Raw genomic sequence first — 14,826 nt, forward strand, 5'->3', positions numbered from 1 at the left:
AGTGTGCAACCAAATGAATAGAAAATTTCTACCTAAACGGGCACGTTTATTGACTTTAAATCAGTTTATTTTTGTATTTCAAAAACCAGAGCGTGTTAAAACAATTGGAATCACTTTGTTCAGTCGATCCAATCGATTAGGATATCCTCGTATTGGGTTATCTATCTCAAAAAAATATGTTAAATGTTCTCATGAACGCAATAGAATAAAAAGACATATGCGCGAAACATTTCGTACAAATCAATCTAACCTATTAGATAAAGACTTTGTTCTAACTATTAGTTCAAAAGAGATTATTCATTGTAATAATAAAACATTGATACAAAAGCTCGAACAATTATGGTATCACCACTATTTGTGTTAATAGAAAAAAGCATAATATGGCTGATACATGGATATCAAATCAGTATTAGTCCCATATTGGGCCATCATTGTCGTTTTCAAAAAACATGTTCTCAATACGGGGTAGAATCAATACGTAAATTTGGAGTATTACGAGGTATTTGGATAACATGTATTCGTGTTTTGCGATGTCACCCTTTAACATTAAATAGCGATAAAGATTTTAAATATTATTCATATTCACATATTCAGGACATAATCAATATGGATTCGCAACGCAATTTCTTTGTGATAGCTTTTTTAATTATGTCGTTTATACTATGGCAAACATGGCAAACAGAATATCACCAAAGAACGAACATTAATAAAATAGATATACAACATGCAAATACATATCCATTGATTCGTGCTGAAAATAATGATGAGATCAAACATGTTCATAATACAAATCCTGTGATTACAGTAAAAACAGATGTATTGTCGCTCAAAATAAATACTTATGGAGGAGATATTGAAGAAGCATATCTATTAAATTATTTAGAGAATTTACATTCTAAGGAGCCTTTTCATTTATTAAGTACTTCACAAGAATTTACATATCAAACAACAAGCGGACTAATAAACGAAAATGTTCCGAATAAAAAAAAACTATTGTATACTACCGAAACTAATCAAAGTACATACTTTATACCAAAAAATAAAAACAAACTACAGTTAACTCTAACACATTACACCTCCGATGGAATTACATATACTAAGAATTATATTTTCAATAGAAATGATTACTTCATATATTTATTTTACACCGTAAATAATATGAGCACTTCTCCATTAAAAATTAAGTTGTTTGGCGATATCATACAATCTGAACACTATCCAAAATCACACAATAACAGCAACAATGACGGAGATAATTTTCCTTTATACTCTTATCGAGGATCAGCATACTCTACTGATAAAAAAAAATATCAAAAATATAGCTTTAAAGATATAAAAAATATGAACTTAAACATTAATACTTCTAAAGGTTGGATAGCAATGTCACAAAAATATTTTGCGACAGCTTGGATACCCATTACTCAAGGAAATAATACATTTTATACTACATATCATGATAACAATAGTGTTTCTATAGGTTTTCAATCTGATTCAATATCCCTCCCAATAGGAGAAACAGGTACATTCCAATCTATATTATGGATAGGTCCAAAAATTCAAGAAAAAATGAAAGAAATAACTCCAAATTTAGAACTAGTAATTGATTACGGATGGTTATGGTTTATTTCTCAACCATTGTTTAAATTATTGAGTTTTATTCACAGTTACATAGAAAATTGGGGTATATCTATTGTTATAATAACATTAGTGATACGTCTAACCATGTATCCGTTAACCAAAGCGCAATATACTTCTATGGCAAAAATACGCATGCTACAACCCAAATTATCTGCAATACAGGAGGCATATAAACACGATAAATATCAATATCATCAAAAAACTATAGAGTTATATAAAACAGAAAAAGTGAATCCGTTAGGGGGATGTTTGCCTTTATTAATTCAAATGCCAATATTTTTGGCTTTATACTATATGTTGTCAGGTTCCGTAGAATTAAGACACGCTAAATTTGCTTTCTGGATTCATGATTTATCTGCTCCGGATCCTTATTATATATTGCCTATATTAATGGGAATTAGTATGTTTTTCATACAAAAAATGTCTCCTGCTACAATTAGTGATGCGATACAAAAAAAAATGATGACGATCATGTTAATAATTTTTACTATATTTTTTTTCTGGTTCCCATCTGGTTTAGTATTATATTATATAGCGAGCAATATGATCACCATCATTCAACAATACATGATTCATAGAGAATTAGAAAAACAAGGATTACACAATAAAACAACTCACAAAAATATTTAAAAATTTATAGATTAAAAATACTTACACATTATCATATATCTTAAAATAACATAAAAATGAACTATACAACAGATACAGTGGTTGCTATTTCCACACCTCCAGGACGTGGAGGTATTGGAGTTATACGAATATCTGGAAAATCAGTTCCTATAATTGCTGGTAAATTATTAGGCAAAATACCACATCCCAGAACAGCAGAATATTTACCATTTTTAGACACAGATGGATCCATACTAGAGAAAGTAATAGCCTTATTTTTTCCTGAACCAAATTCTTTTACCGGAGAAAACATACTAGAGATTCATGGACACGGAGGTCAAATAATTCTAGATATATTATTGGAACGTATTTTAAAAATATCCTCTGATATTCGAATAGCACACCCAGGGGAATTTACTAAACGAGCATTCTTAAATAATAAGATAGATCTCATTCAAGCAGAATCAATAGCTGACATTATCGATGCTACTTCATATCAAGCTGCAAAATCAGCATCAAATTCTTTACAAGGAATGTTTTCGCGTAAAATACATATAATATCAGAACAACTTACTAATCTACGCATGTACGTCGAATCATCTATTGACTTTTCAGAAGATGAAATTAGCATCATTTCATATGAAGATATTAAAAACAAATTGAAAAAAATTATCAACAATATACAACAAATGCATAAATCAACCTGTCATGGTGTTTTGCTCCGTGAAGGAATAAAAATAGTAATTGCTGGAAAACCAAACGCTGGAAAATCTAGTTTATTTAATGCGTTAATTGGAATTGATAGAGCAATTACAAGTACGATATCTGGAACCACACGAGACACATTAACTGAATGTATTCAGTTAGATGGAATAACATTCCATATCACTGATACTGCTGGACTACAAAAGAACAGTGACAATGAAATAGAACAAATTGGAATGAAACGTGCATGGGAAGAATTAAGTAATGCAGATCATATATTATGGGTAATTGATCCTAATGATCACATAAATACAGAACATAGCATCACACTACAACATGTAGAAAAAATATTGTGTTATAAAAATAAAAAAACTCCGATTACAATCATACATAATAAATCCGATTTAACTAATAATCCAATCGGAATCAATATGATCAATGATTATACAATCATCACATTATCAGCTTTATTTGACGATGGAACGAATTTATTAAAAGAACATTTAAGCAATAATATAAAATTAAAAATCCAGAAAGATTACTCTTATAATCTTTCTGAAAATCAAGGAAATTTTATCGCGCGTAGACGTCACTTAAAAGCGCTTGAAAAATCTTCTCAATTTCTTGTGTCTGCTCAAACACAACTATTGTCTGCTATGACAATCAATGAACTCTTCGCTGAAGATCTAAGATTAGCACATAAGGAATTGAGTAAAATTTTGGGAAAATTTACTCCTGACGATCTACTAAAAAAAATATTTTCTACATTTTGTATTGGAAAATAATGCATGATAAACGCGCATAATCAATTTTCAAATATTTTTTACAAATATAAATTTCCTTGAAAATCTGTAATTAGAATGTTGTGTTCGGATATAACTAATAAATAAAAAATAACACTTATTTTTTTGATCGCTTCTTCCAATTTAAAATAGAAAATTGTCGTATTCTACTAATAATAGTTTCCCCAGGAGGTACATCTCGAGTTACTGTAGTTCCGGCTCCAATAGTTGCGTTTTTTCCAATAGTTATTGGAGCTATTAATTGACTATCCGCTCCAATAAAAACGTCATCACCAATAATAGTATGATGTTTCTTGATGCTGTCATAATTGCAAATAATAGTGCCAGCTCCGATATTTACTTGATCACCAATGTTTGCATCACCTAAATAACTAAGGTGTTTGACCTTAGATTTCTCGCCCAATTGAGTATTCTTTATTTCTACAAAATTTCCCACATGACTTTTTTTCTTTAATTCAGTTCCTGGTCTCAACCGAACAAATGGACCAACTTTACTTTGAAGACTTATTTTTGTATTTTCAATAATTGAAAACGGATATATTTCTACATCATCTTCAACCACTGTGTCTTTCAATATACAACTTGCGCCTATTTTAACTCTATTCCCCAAAGAAACATGTCCCTCAATGATCACATTTATATCAATATACACATCTTTTCCATGTACTAAGTTTCCTCTTAAATTAAATCTATTTGGATCAGCAATCATCAACCCTGACAATAAAAAACATTGTATTTTTCTTTGTTGATATTGTTTATCTAAATCAACTAAATCTAATTTACTATTTACTCCCATTATTTCAAATAGATCCGCGGGACACATGGTGTGTATGATGTAACCCGATTGATGGGCTATCTTCACTATATCTGTTAAATAGAATTCATTGTTTAACTTATGCGCTGTTAATGCGCTTAACCAATGCTTTAAATGCCCAGAAATAGCAATAAAAATGCCAGTATTAACTTCTTTAATTTTGTTGTGATCATCATTGATTATATCATTGTGTTCTATTATATCAACAACATTCCCTTCCTGATTTCGAATGATACGTCCATATCCTTTTGGATTAGGCAATGTAGCAGTTAACATGCTTATATCACACTGGGATTTAATGGCATGTAATTGTCGTAATGTTTGATAAGAAACAAAAGGAACATCACCATATAGCACAAGAATTTCTTCTCTATCACCGAAAATAGGTAGCACTCTCCGAACAGCATCTCCGGTCCCAATAAGTTCATTCTGCAGTATCCAATATACAGGAATTTTATACTGATCCGCATTAATTTTTTTTTTGATCATTTCTCCTTTGTATCCATACACCACATATATGGACTTAACACCTACCTTTATCACAGAATCGATCAGATGTTGCAACATAAACTTACCGCCAATCTGGTGCAATACCTTTGGTATATCAGACAACATTCTATTACCTCTACCGGCAGCAAGGATAATTGCGCTGAAATCAATATATGACATAATTTATATATTTCTTTGGGTTATTACTTTTGATTGTATCTACTCGTATTATATTATCATATGATTACATATGCTTGTTTTTTTTGGTCAATTCCATTAATCTAAGTTTTGCAATAGCTTTAGATATATCTGAAGCTATTTTTATATAATCTTTATCAGCGTTATGGCGATAATTCTTAATATGTTTTTCAGCTTCATATTTAGCTTCCATGGCTTTTTTTTCATCTAACTCTTCCGCGCGAATGGCTGTATCCGCCAATATCGTCACTACATTTCTCTGAACCTCAAGTATACCTCCAGATATATATACATATTCTTCATGATCATATGATTTTACTATACGCAATATTCCTGGCTTAATCGATGTAAGTAATGGAGTATGCCTGGGAAAAATACCCATTTCACCTTCAGTACCTGTTACTTGAATTTTATGCACCATACCAGAAAATATCTTTCTTTCGATAGAAACAACAGTTAAGTAATACGTGTGCTCAGACATTCTGATATCCTTTACTTTTTATCAATAAAATAAAAAAATTTTAAAGCGTTTTATTTTTTTCTATAGCCTCTTCTATAGTTCCTACCATATAAAATGCTTGCTCTGGAATATGATCATATTTTCCCTCTATGATTTCTTTAAATCCTTGAATAGTATCTCTTAAAGCAACATATGTACCAGAAAATCCAGTAAAAACTTCTGCAACAAAAAAGGGTTGCGATAAAAACCGTTGAATTTTTCTAGAACGTAACACTATTAACTTATCTTCTTCTGATAATTCATCCATACCTAAAATCGTAATAATATCTTTCAGTTCTTGATAACGTTGCAGGATAGATTTCACATCACTCGCCACATCATAATGTTCTTGTCCCACAATCAGTGGATTTAATTGTTGACTATTAGAATCTAATGGATCTACTGCAGGATAAATACCAAGAGCAGCAATTTGACGACTTAAAACTATAGTTGCATCTAAATGAGAAAAAGTAGTAGCAGGAGAGGGATCTGTAAGGTCGTCCGCAGGAACATATACTGCTTGCACAGAAGTAATTGATCCTAATTTTGTAGAAGTAATGCGTTCCTGCAAAATACCCATTTCTTCCGACAATGTTGATTGATATCCTACTGCTGATGGAATACGTCCTAATAATGCAGAAACTTCAGTTCCAGCAAGAGTATAACGATATATATTATCTATAAACAACAATACATCATGTCCTTCATCTCTAAATTTTTCCGCTATAGTAAGACCACTCAAAGCCACGCGCAACCTATTCCCAGGTGGTTCATTCATTTGACCATATATCAAAGCAACTTTATTAATAACATCAGAGTTTATCATTTCATTATAAAAATCATTACCTTCACGAGTGCGCTCTCCGACACCAACAAATACTGAGTAACCAGAATGTTCTACAGCAATATTACGAATAAGCTCCATCATATTTACGGTCTTTCCTACCCCTGCCCCTCCAAAAAGACCAATTTTTCCTCCTTTAGAAAAGGGGCACATTAAATCAATTACCTTAATACCGGTAACTAAAAGTTCTTGATTGGTAGATAATTCAGAATAAAATGGAGCAGATCTATGAATAGACCACTTTTCTTTTTCATTAATTGGTCCTTTCATGTCAATCGGCTCACCCAATACATTCATTACACGACCTAAAGTTTCTTTACCTACTGGAACTTCAATAAAACGTTTTAAATTGACTACTACTAACCCGCGTCGTAACCCATCTGTACCACCCATTGCAATGCAACGTACTATACCTCCACCTAATTGTTGTGCTACTTCTAATATTAACTTTTTATTAAAATTATCAACATACACTTCAAGAGCGTGATATACAGTCGGTACCGCATCTTGATGAAACGCAACATCAACTACTGCTCCAATAACCTGGACAATTTTCCCAGAACTCATATTAATTACACCTCTAACTATCTTTTAAGTTTATATCACAGAAGCTCCTGCAACAATTTCTGTAAGTTCTTCCGTAATTTTAGTTTGTCTAGCTTTATTATAAAATAACTTTAAATCATTAATAATAATTTCTCCATTATCCGAAGCTGTCTTCATCGCCGTCATTCGAGCAGATTGCTCGCTAGCTAAATTTTCTACTACTCCCTGATAAACTTGTGATTCAATATATCTTTGTAATAAACTATTTAACAATATTTTAGAATCCGGTTCATATAAATAATCCCAATATTTAGTTTGTAATATAGAGTTTTTTGAGGGAATAATCGGTAGAATCTGTAAAATCTGAGGAACTTGAGTTAAAGTATTAACAAATGTATTATATGCCAAATATAATCTATCTATCTGATTACTATCATACAACTGCAACATCACTTTCACAGACCCAATTAACGCTGACATTTTAGGAGCATCTCCAATTCCATGGACACAGCTGACTATTTGAGTTTGTTTTATAGAACGTAAAAAAGAAGCAGCTTTTGATCCAATAATAGCTAATCTAATCGTTATTCCCGTATTATTCCATTTGCTAAAATCGCATAATAACGTTCTAAATAAGTTAATATTTAATCCTCCTGTTAACCCTCTATCTGTAGAAACTACCCAATAACCAACAGATTGAATGTTTCGTTCTAAAAAATAAGAATGTTTATATTCTAGTGTCCCTGAAGAAATATGATTAATTACTTTACGAATAGTTTCTGCATACGGCTTACTTATTAACATACGTCTCTGTGTTTTATGAATCTTAGCAACAGAAATCATTTCCATGGCCTTGGCAATTTTCTGTATGTTACGAACACTATTTATTTTCCCGCGTATTTCTTTTGGACCAGACATATTTTTGTTCCATCATGTAACTCGTTTGCGTTTACCAAGATTGATTTGATTTAAAAGTCTCAAGTATACTTTTAAATTTATTTTCGACATTAATATTATATACGCCATCATTATCAATGATTTTAATCAGCTCCTTTTCTGTATGAATCATATATAATATTAATGCAGACTCAAAATCATTTATCTTTGAAACTTCAACATCTTCTAAATAACCATGCACTGCTGCAAATAAAATAATGGATTGACATGAAACAGACATAGGTACATATTGTTTCTGTTTTAATAATTCAGTTACTTTTTGACCATGCTGCAATTGTTTTTGAGTAATCTCATCTAATTCTGAAGCAAATTGAGAAAAAGCAGCTAATTCACGATATTGGGCTAAAGCAGTACGAATTCCCCCAGACAACACTTTCATGATATTAGTTTGAGCAGATCCTCCAACTCGAGATACTGAAATTCCTGGATTTACTGCAGGACGAATTCCTGAGTTAAATAAATGAGACTCTAAAAAAATCTGGCCATCAGTGATAGAAATAACATTAGTTGGAATAAAAGAAGAAACATCTCCAGCTTGAGTTTCAACGATAGGTATTGCAGTTAACGAACCAGTTTTTCCTATGACCTTTCCATGAGTACATCGCTCCACATAATCAGAGCTAACTTTAGAAGCTCGCTCTAACAAACGAGAATGCAAATAAAATATATCCCCTGGATATGCTTCACGTCCCGGAGGACGCCGCAGCAATAGAGAAATTTGACGATAAGCTACTGCTTGTTTGGAAAGATCATCATATACAATCAACGCATCTTCTCCATGATCTCTAAAATATTCTCCCATAGCACACCCGGCATAAGGAGCTAAATATTGCAATACAACTGATTCAGAAGCAGATGCAAGAACCACAATAGTATTTGACAACGCATGATATTCTTCCAGTTTTTTTACAACATTAGCTACAGTTGTTGCTTTTTGACCAATAGCAACATAAACACATTTCACCCCACTATGACGTTGATTAATAATAGTATCAATTGCTAATGCAGATTTTCCAGTTTGACGATCTCCTATAATTAATTCACGTTGACCGCGTCCAATAGGTATCATAGAATCTACAGATTTATATCCTGTTTGAATAGGCTTATTTATCGACTTTCGATCAATCACACTAGGCGCACTGGCTTCTACCGGCAAATAAGAAGAACATTGTATTGCTCCTTTATTGTCCACAGGAACCCCTAATGCATTTACTACTCTCCCCAACAACGCTGTTCCCACAGGAACTCTTAATATATTTCCTGTACATTTTGCCACCATTCCTTCAGACAAATTTAAACATGAACCCATAACTACAGCCCCGACAGAATCACGTTCTAAATTCAATGCTACAGCAAACTGATCTGATGGCAAAGCAATCATTTCACCTTGCATAACATCAGTTAATCCATGTATACGAACTATTCCATCACCTACGGAAGTAATAGTACCTTCATTACGAATCTCACACGTTATATCAAACTGAGCAATACGTCGTTTAATTAATTTGCTAATTTCACTTGAATTTAATTGCATCACCTTTTGTACCTAAAAACTAACATTAAAATATTAAGATTGTAGAATATTATTTAAGCGTAAAATACGTCCACGTATATTTCCATCAATTACAGTATCTCCAACACGAATAATTAAACCAGCCAGAATATCTTTATTTACTTTGTGTACTACATTCACTGTTTTAGATAAACGTTTAGACATTATATCAGTAATTTTTTTTAGTTGCCTATACTTCAAAGGCCAAGCAGAAACAATTTCTATTTCTACAGTACGAGCATACATAGCGCATAAATAAGTAAACTCTTTGCACACAATTGGTAACAACAATAAACGATGATTTTCTGCCATGATATAAATTATATTTCTACCAAAAACATCAATTTGTTTTTTTTGATAATCTTCACAAATAGTAATAAAAATATCTGATAATCTTTTCGGTTCTAAACATCTAACAAATAAAGATTGTACTAATCTATTCACACTAATCTTAGAAAATAAATCAAGAACTGATTCCCACTTGCTTATATCTTTTTGTTCTACAGCTATATCAAATATAGCTTGAGCATATGTACGAGCCACTACAAACATACTAGACATTTAATCCTCATGTGACAACGTATTAATAATATTATTTACAAGATCTGTATCAATCATTTCAGTTATAGAATGTTCTATAATTTTCTCTATACCCTCAATTACAAGATTACCAATTTGCTTTCTTAATTCATCAATAACACATTTTCTTTCATAAAGAATCTGTTCTCTCGCTTGGGACAAAATTCTACTTTGTTCCTTTTCGGCTTCATGCTTAGCTTCATTAATTATCTGCATTTTACATATATTTGCTTGGTTTATAATGTATTGAGCTTTTATCCGAGCCTGTCTTAAACAAATCAAAGCTTCAGCATTAACACGATCAGATTCTGTTCTAGCATGAGTAGCAGAAGCCAAATTATCAGAAATTTCTTTTTGACGTTTCTCAATAATAGACATAAATGGATACCATACATACCTCATACAAAACCAAACAAACAAAATAAATGAAATAGTTTGACCTAATATTGTTGCATTAAGATTCACGGCACAAATCCTGATATCTGATAATCAATATAATAAATACACACATTAATTTTAATTGTTAAACTGCAGAAAACATCACATACAAACCAAGACCCACAGTAATCATCGGTATCGCATCAACTAATCCCATAACAATAAAAAATTGAGTACGAAGAATAGGAATGAGATCCGGTTGACGCGCAGCTCCCTCCAAAAATTTACTACCTAAAATTCCAATACCAATAGCTGCTCCTATTGCTGCTAATCCCATCATTATCGCTGCAGCTATATACAACATATCAAAATTTAAATGTTCCATAATTAATAACCTCTTTACATCTTCTGTATTATATTATTCATTTCAACACCGATCATGGGCTGTAGATAAATAAATCACCGTTAAAACCATAAAAATAAAAGCTTGTAATATAACAATTAAAATATGAAAAATAGCCCATGGTAAATTTAAAATCCATTGCCCCCACCACGGCAATAAACCAGATATCAAAACAAAAATCAACTCACCAGCATACATGTTGCCAAATAACCTAAGACTAAGCGATACCGGTTTAGATATCAAACCAACAACTTCAAGAATAAAATTAATAGGAATACATGTTGGATGGTTAAATGGATGATACACTAGTCCTTTAAAAAAACCACGAATACCATTAGTATAGATATTGTAATACACAACAAGTACAAATACATTTAAAGCTATCGAAGAAGTAATATTTACATCAGCAGATGGCACAACACGTAAAACAGGCAATCCTAATATATACTGAGCTATAACAGGCAATAAGTCTATAGGAAATAAATCCATAGCATTCATTAAAGAAATCCAAACAAAAACTGTCATAGATAACGGCGCAATTAGTTTATTTTTTCCATGAAACATGTCTTTCACGTTGTCATCAATAAACAATATCACTAACTCGATAAACACTTGGAGTTTTGTGGGTGCTTCATAAGTTGCCACTGTAGCCAAACGACCGAAAATCAATAAAAATAAAACAGCTAATAATATTGAAAAAAACATCGAATCTACATTTAATACCCAGAATGAAGAAATGTTTTCCGATCCTACTAACGAAAAAGTACTTAAATCAAATTGTAGATGATATAAATGATGTCCAATATATTCCTGGGAAGTGCCTTTGATTCCTGACATAGTCTACCTTTCAAAAAAAATATTGGTTACAATATCTTATATATACAAGAATACTATATTTAATAAAGTTATATACATTATATAATGTTTAAAAATGATGTTGTATTCGAATAAAAACAATAGAGCCTTCAATTAATATTATGAAATCAAATACTATCAGAAAATAATAAGAACACTGGTTTTTATACAAACCCACACTAATGTAATAAAAAAGAATTATAATAACACTATGAATTAGTTAATAAATTTTCATGTGACACACTACAATTTATAAAACAAAAAAAATCAAACTACAAGTTTGATGTGACATAAATAATACTGTAACTTATTTTTGATAAATATTAATTAAGGTGTATTCATTAAAAATTACGAAATAATGAATCTGCTACATATAACTAAAAAATTTTGTATAATTCTGTTTTAAACAAATTCAAGACACAAAATTTAAACATATACCAAAAACAACCACATAGAACCTACAAACTAATGTCGTATATAACCAACTTATCTTAGTAGTATATCTACTACCATTACTTTATCCTATAGAAATGTTGAAAAAACATCACCATGTCACACTCTACACTCCCATTATCCTCTACATAATAACCACAACAAACACACGGTAATGAACAAGTATTACTTATATCAATAATAAAAATCCATTATTTAACAAAATTCACATGGTCTATACTTAACAAACCGTGTTTTTTTAACCAAACCAATAAATTAGAAATAGCGGCAGGAGTTATACCAGAAATTCGAGAAGCTTGCCCAATAGAATAAGGTTTATAATTATTAAGCTTTTCAATGACTTCCTTAGATAATCCAGTAACAAGATTGAAATCTATATCAATCGGTAATAATGTATTTTCATTATAAATATGTCTTGCTATTTCTTCTTGTTGATGACGAATATAGCCTTCATATTTTATTTGAATTTCAATTTGCTCGAATACTTGATGATCCAATATAGATGGACCAAAAGTACTTAGTTGGGATAACTTTATGTAATTAATTTCTGGTCTTCTTAATAGATCTTCACCATTTACTTCATGTATTAAAGGTGTTGTAAGAAAATTATTTAACTGAGCAACATCTACACTATACGGAAAAATATAAGTATTACGCAATCTTTGACGTTCTTTTTCAATATTTTCTTTTTTGCAACAAAAAGATCTCCATCTTGCTTCGTCAATTAAACCTAATTGTTGCGCTATTTCAGTCAATCTTAAATCAGCATTATCCTCACGCAAAGACAAACGGTATTCAGCACGAGAAGTAAACATACGATAAGGCTCTTTAGTTCCACGTGTACATAAATCATCTACGAGCACTCCTAAATACGCCTGATCTCTTCTAGGATACCATCCTTCTTTATTTTGAAAAAATCTAGCTGCATTAATTCCAGCCAATAATCCTTGGGCAGCTGCCTCTTCATATCCAGTAGTTCCATTAATTTGACCAGACAAAAATAACCCAGAAATAAACTTACTCTCTAATGTTAACTTTAAATCACGAGGATCAAAAAAATCGTATTCGATAGCATATCCTGGCCTAATTATATGAGCATTCTCTAATCCCTGAATTGATTTAATCATTTGTATTTGCACACAAAATGGTAAACTGGTAGAAATACCATTAAGATATATTTCAGGTGTCGTCAAACCTTCAGGTTCTAAAAAAATCTGATGAGCACTACGATCTGAAAAACGGATTATTTTATCTTCTATAGATGGACAATAACGAGGCGATATTCCTTTGATTAAACCTGCATGCATAGGACTTTGATGTAAATTCGATCTAACTATTTCATGTGTTTTATTATTAGTATGAGTAATAAAACAAGGCACTTGTTTAGGATGTTGTTGTTCCGATCCTATAAATGAAAAAACAGGGATGGGACTATCGCTATACTGTGCTCTCAAAGAACCAAAATTTATTCCTTTGGTGTGCACGCGAGGAGAAGTACCTGTTTTTAACCGGTTAACCCGAAAAGATAACTCTTTCAACCTCTTTGATAAAAACGACGATGACTCCGCATCTCCAGATCGCCCTCCTCTAAAATTATTCATCCCAATATGAATCTTACCATTAAGAAACGTTCCTGTTGTTAACACCACGGACGTACCAAAAAATTTCATTCCTATTGTTGGAGCAATTACCCCAACAACCTTGTTACCATTAATTATTAGATCTTCTACTGACGCCTGAATAATCAACAAAGATTCTTGATGCTCAAGAAGATTACGTATTGCTTGGCGATATAATATTTTATCTGCCTGAGCACGTGTTGCTCTAGCAGCAGCGCCTTTACTACTATTAAGGACTCTAAATTGAATTCCCGATTGATCTATAGCATAAGCCATCGCCCCACCCATAGCATCAATTTCTTTGACTAAATGTCCTTTCCCTACTCCACCAATAGCCGGATTGCAAGACATCTGACCAAGAGTATCGATATTGTGAGTAATCAAAAGCGTATTACATTGCATCCTAGCAGAAGCCAAAGCTGCCTCTGTCCCAGAATGACCTCCTCCCACAACAATAACATCAAAGTGAGTAGAATAAAACATACGCCAACCTCATTGCACAGTTAACAACAATCCCCAAAACTATTCCAAAAACTTTTCTTTTTAGAATAAAATCGTATACCTAATTATACTTACTAACATACAACTCCAAACGAACCTTTTTTATATCCTTCTATATCCTTAAAAACAATCCGCCTCAATGATCAAATATTTTTATAATTGTACTTGAAAAATTAAAAAATTCAATGAAAAAAATAGATTAAATCACTTGTTTATTGAGGACATCTGAAGTAATACTGATTACTGTAGGTAATTAGGATTATATTAGTGAGATTATTGTAATAGTATATAAGATTCAAAAATAGAATTTGAAACAATTGTTATTATTTATTAATTTTACTGCAATGACAAAGCTATGGAAACGCTTGAATTAATATTTCTAGT

The 14,826-nt window shown here is 31.6% G+C and carries 13 protein-coding genes; 3 read left to right on the top strand and 10 right to left on the bottom strand.

Features of this window, described 5'->3' with window-relative positions; all coding sequences use genetic code 11:
- Positions 1 to 13 precede the first annotated feature (13 nt).
- Genes rnpA through mnmE form a run of 3 tightly spaced genes read left to right on the top strand, consistent with a single transcriptional unit; the run spans position 14 to position 3,737 of the window.
- Positions 14 to 364, top strand: coding sequence for a ribonuclease P protein component (gene rnpA, locus M9409_RS02730; protein ID WP_250226836.1), 351 nt, complete (start codon positions 14 to 16; stop codon positions 362 to 364).
- A complete protein-coding gene (gene yidC, locus M9409_RS02735) occupies positions 340 to 2,268 on the top strand; it encodes a membrane protein insertase YidC (protein ID WP_250226837.1) in 1,929 nt (642 codons plus the stop codon). Before rnpA ends, yidC begins: the two co-directional genes overlap by 25 nt.
- A 56-nt stretch (positions 2,269 to 2,324) precedes the next feature.
- Positions 2,325 to 3,737, top strand: coding sequence for a tRNA uridine-5-carboxymethylaminomethyl(34) synthesis GTPase MnmE (gene mnmE / locus M9409_RS02740; RefSeq protein WP_250226838.1), 1,413 nt, complete (start codon positions 2,325 to 2,327; stop codon positions 3,735 to 3,737).
- 115 nt (positions 3,738 to 3,852) lie between these two features.
- Here mnmE and glmU read toward each other — a convergent pair whose 3' ends face one another.
- The 10 genes from glmU to mnmG all read right to left on the bottom strand — a co-directional run bounded on the left by glmU (position 3,853) and on the right by mnmG (position 14,424).
- Entirely contained in the window at positions 3,853 to 5,238 is a 1,386-nt protein-coding gene (glmU, locus tag M9409_RS02745) for a bifunctional UDP-N-acetylglucosamine diphosphorylase/glucosamine-1-phosphate N-acetyltransferase GlmU (protein ID WP_250226839.1), read from the bottom strand.
- Between the two features lie 64 nt (positions 5,239 to 5,302).
- Positions 5,303 to 5,737, bottom strand: coding sequence for a F0F1 ATP synthase subunit epsilon (locus tag M9409_RS02750; protein WP_250226840.1), 435 nt, complete (start codon positions 5,735 to 5,737; stop codon positions 5,303 to 5,305).
- A 40-nt stretch (positions 5,738 to 5,777) separates the two neighbouring features.
- On the bottom strand, positions 5,778 to 7,166 hold the full coding sequence (gene atpD / locus M9409_RS02755) for a F0F1 ATP synthase subunit beta (RefSeq protein ID WP_250226841.1): 1,389 nt from the start codon (positions 7,164 to 7,166) through the stop codon (positions 5,778 to 5,780).
- A gap of 30 nt (positions 7,167 to 7,196) precedes the next feature.
- Complete coding sequence (atpG, locus tag M9409_RS02760; RefSeq protein WP_250226842.1) at positions 7,197 to 8,063, bottom strand: F0F1 ATP synthase subunit gamma; 867 nt, start codon at positions 8,061 to 8,063, stop codon at positions 7,197 to 7,199.
- 31 nt (positions 8,064 to 8,094) lie between these two features.
- A complete protein-coding gene (gene atpA, locus M9409_RS02765) occupies positions 8,095 to 9,636 on the bottom strand; it encodes a F0F1 ATP synthase subunit alpha (protein WP_250226843.1) in 1,542 nt (513 codons plus the stop codon).
- Positions 9,637 to 9,669: 33 nt separating this feature from the next.
- Positions 9,670 to 10,215 carry a F0F1 ATP synthase subunit delta gene (locus tag M9409_RS02770; protein ID WP_250226844.1) on the bottom strand — a complete coding sequence of 182 codons (546 nt, stop codon included), beginning with the start codon at positions 10,213 to 10,215 and terminating at the stop codon, positions 9,670 to 9,672.
- Positions 10,216 to 10,698, bottom strand: coding sequence for a F0F1 ATP synthase subunit B (atpF, locus tag M9409_RS02775; protein WP_250226845.1), 483 nt, complete (start codon positions 10,696 to 10,698; stop codon positions 10,216 to 10,218).
- Positions 10,699 to 10,756: 58 nt separating this feature from the next.
- Positions 10,757 to 10,996 (bottom strand): F0F1 ATP synthase subunit C, encoded by a 240-nt coding sequence (gene atpE / locus M9409_RS02780; RefSeq protein WP_011282559.1) that lies wholly within the window; start codon positions 10,994 to 10,996, stop codon positions 10,757 to 10,759.
- A 42-nt stretch (positions 10,997 to 11,038) separates the two neighbouring features.
- Positions 11,039 to 11,851 carry a F0F1 ATP synthase subunit A gene (atpB, locus tag M9409_RS02785; RefSeq protein WP_250226846.1) on the bottom strand — a complete coding sequence of 271 codons (813 nt, stop codon included), beginning with the start codon at positions 11,849 to 11,851 and terminating at the stop codon, positions 11,039 to 11,041.
- A 662-nt stretch (positions 11,852 to 12,513) separates the two neighbouring features.
- Positions 12,514 to 14,424 (bottom strand): tRNA uridine-5-carboxymethylaminomethyl(34) synthesis enzyme MnmG, encoded by a 1,911-nt coding sequence (gene mnmG / locus M9409_RS02790; RefSeq protein WP_250226847.1) that lies wholly within the window; start codon positions 14,422 to 14,424, stop codon positions 12,514 to 12,516.
- Positions 14,425 to 14,826 lie beyond the last annotated feature (402 nt).

Origin of the sequence: Blochmannia endosymbiont of Camponotus sp. C-046 (assembly GCF_023585865.1) — a bacterium.
Taxonomy (GTDB): Bacteria; Pseudomonadota; Gammaproteobacteria; order Enterobacterales; family Enterobacteriaceae; genus Blochmanniella.

Excerpts from the sequence above, each read along its gene's own strand:
- mnmE (WP_250226838.1), top strand. The coding sequence starts at position 2,325 with ATGAACTATACAACAGATACAGTGGTTGCTATTTCCACACCTCCAGGA.
- atpE (WP_011282559.1), bottom strand. The coding sequence starts at position 10,996 with ATGGAACATTTAAATTTTGATATGTTGTATATAGCTGCAGCGATAATG.
- atpA (WP_250226843.1), bottom strand. The coding sequence starts at position 9,636 with ATGCAATTAAATTCAAGTGAAATTAGCAAATTAATTAAACGACGTATT.
- M9409_RS02770 (WP_250226844.1), bottom strand. The coding sequence starts at position 10,215 with ATGTCTAGTATGTTTGTAGTGGCTCGTACATATGCTCAAGCTATATTT.
- glmU (WP_250226839.1), bottom strand. The coding sequence starts at position 5,238 with ATGTCATATATTGATTTCAGCGCAATTATCCTTGCTGCCGGTAGAGGT.
- M9409_RS02750 (WP_250226840.1), bottom strand. The coding sequence starts at position 5,737 with ATGTCTGAGCACACGTATTACTTAACTGTTGTTTCTATCGAAAGAAAG.
- atpB (WP_250226846.1), bottom strand. The coding sequence starts at position 11,851 with ATGTCAGGAATCAAAGGCACTTCCCAGGAATATATTGGACATCATTTA.
- yidC (WP_250226837.1), top strand. The coding sequence starts at position 340 with ATGGTATCACCACTATTTGTGTTAATAGAAAAAAGCATAATATGGCTG.
- mnmG (WP_250226847.1), bottom strand. The coding sequence starts at position 14,424 with ATGTTTTATTCTACTCACTTTGATGTTATTGTTGTGGGAGGAGGTCAT.
- atpG (WP_250226842.1), bottom strand. The coding sequence starts at position 8,063 with ATGTCTGGTCCAAAAGAAATACGCGGGAAAATAAATAGTGTTCGTAAC.
- rnpA (WP_250226836.1), top strand. The coding sequence starts at position 14 with ATGAATAGAAAATTTCTACCTAAACGGGCACGTTTATTGACTTTAAAT.
- atpD (WP_250226841.1), bottom strand. The coding sequence starts at position 7,166 with ATGAGTTCTGGGAAAATTGTCCAGGTTATTGGAGCAGTAGTTGATGTT.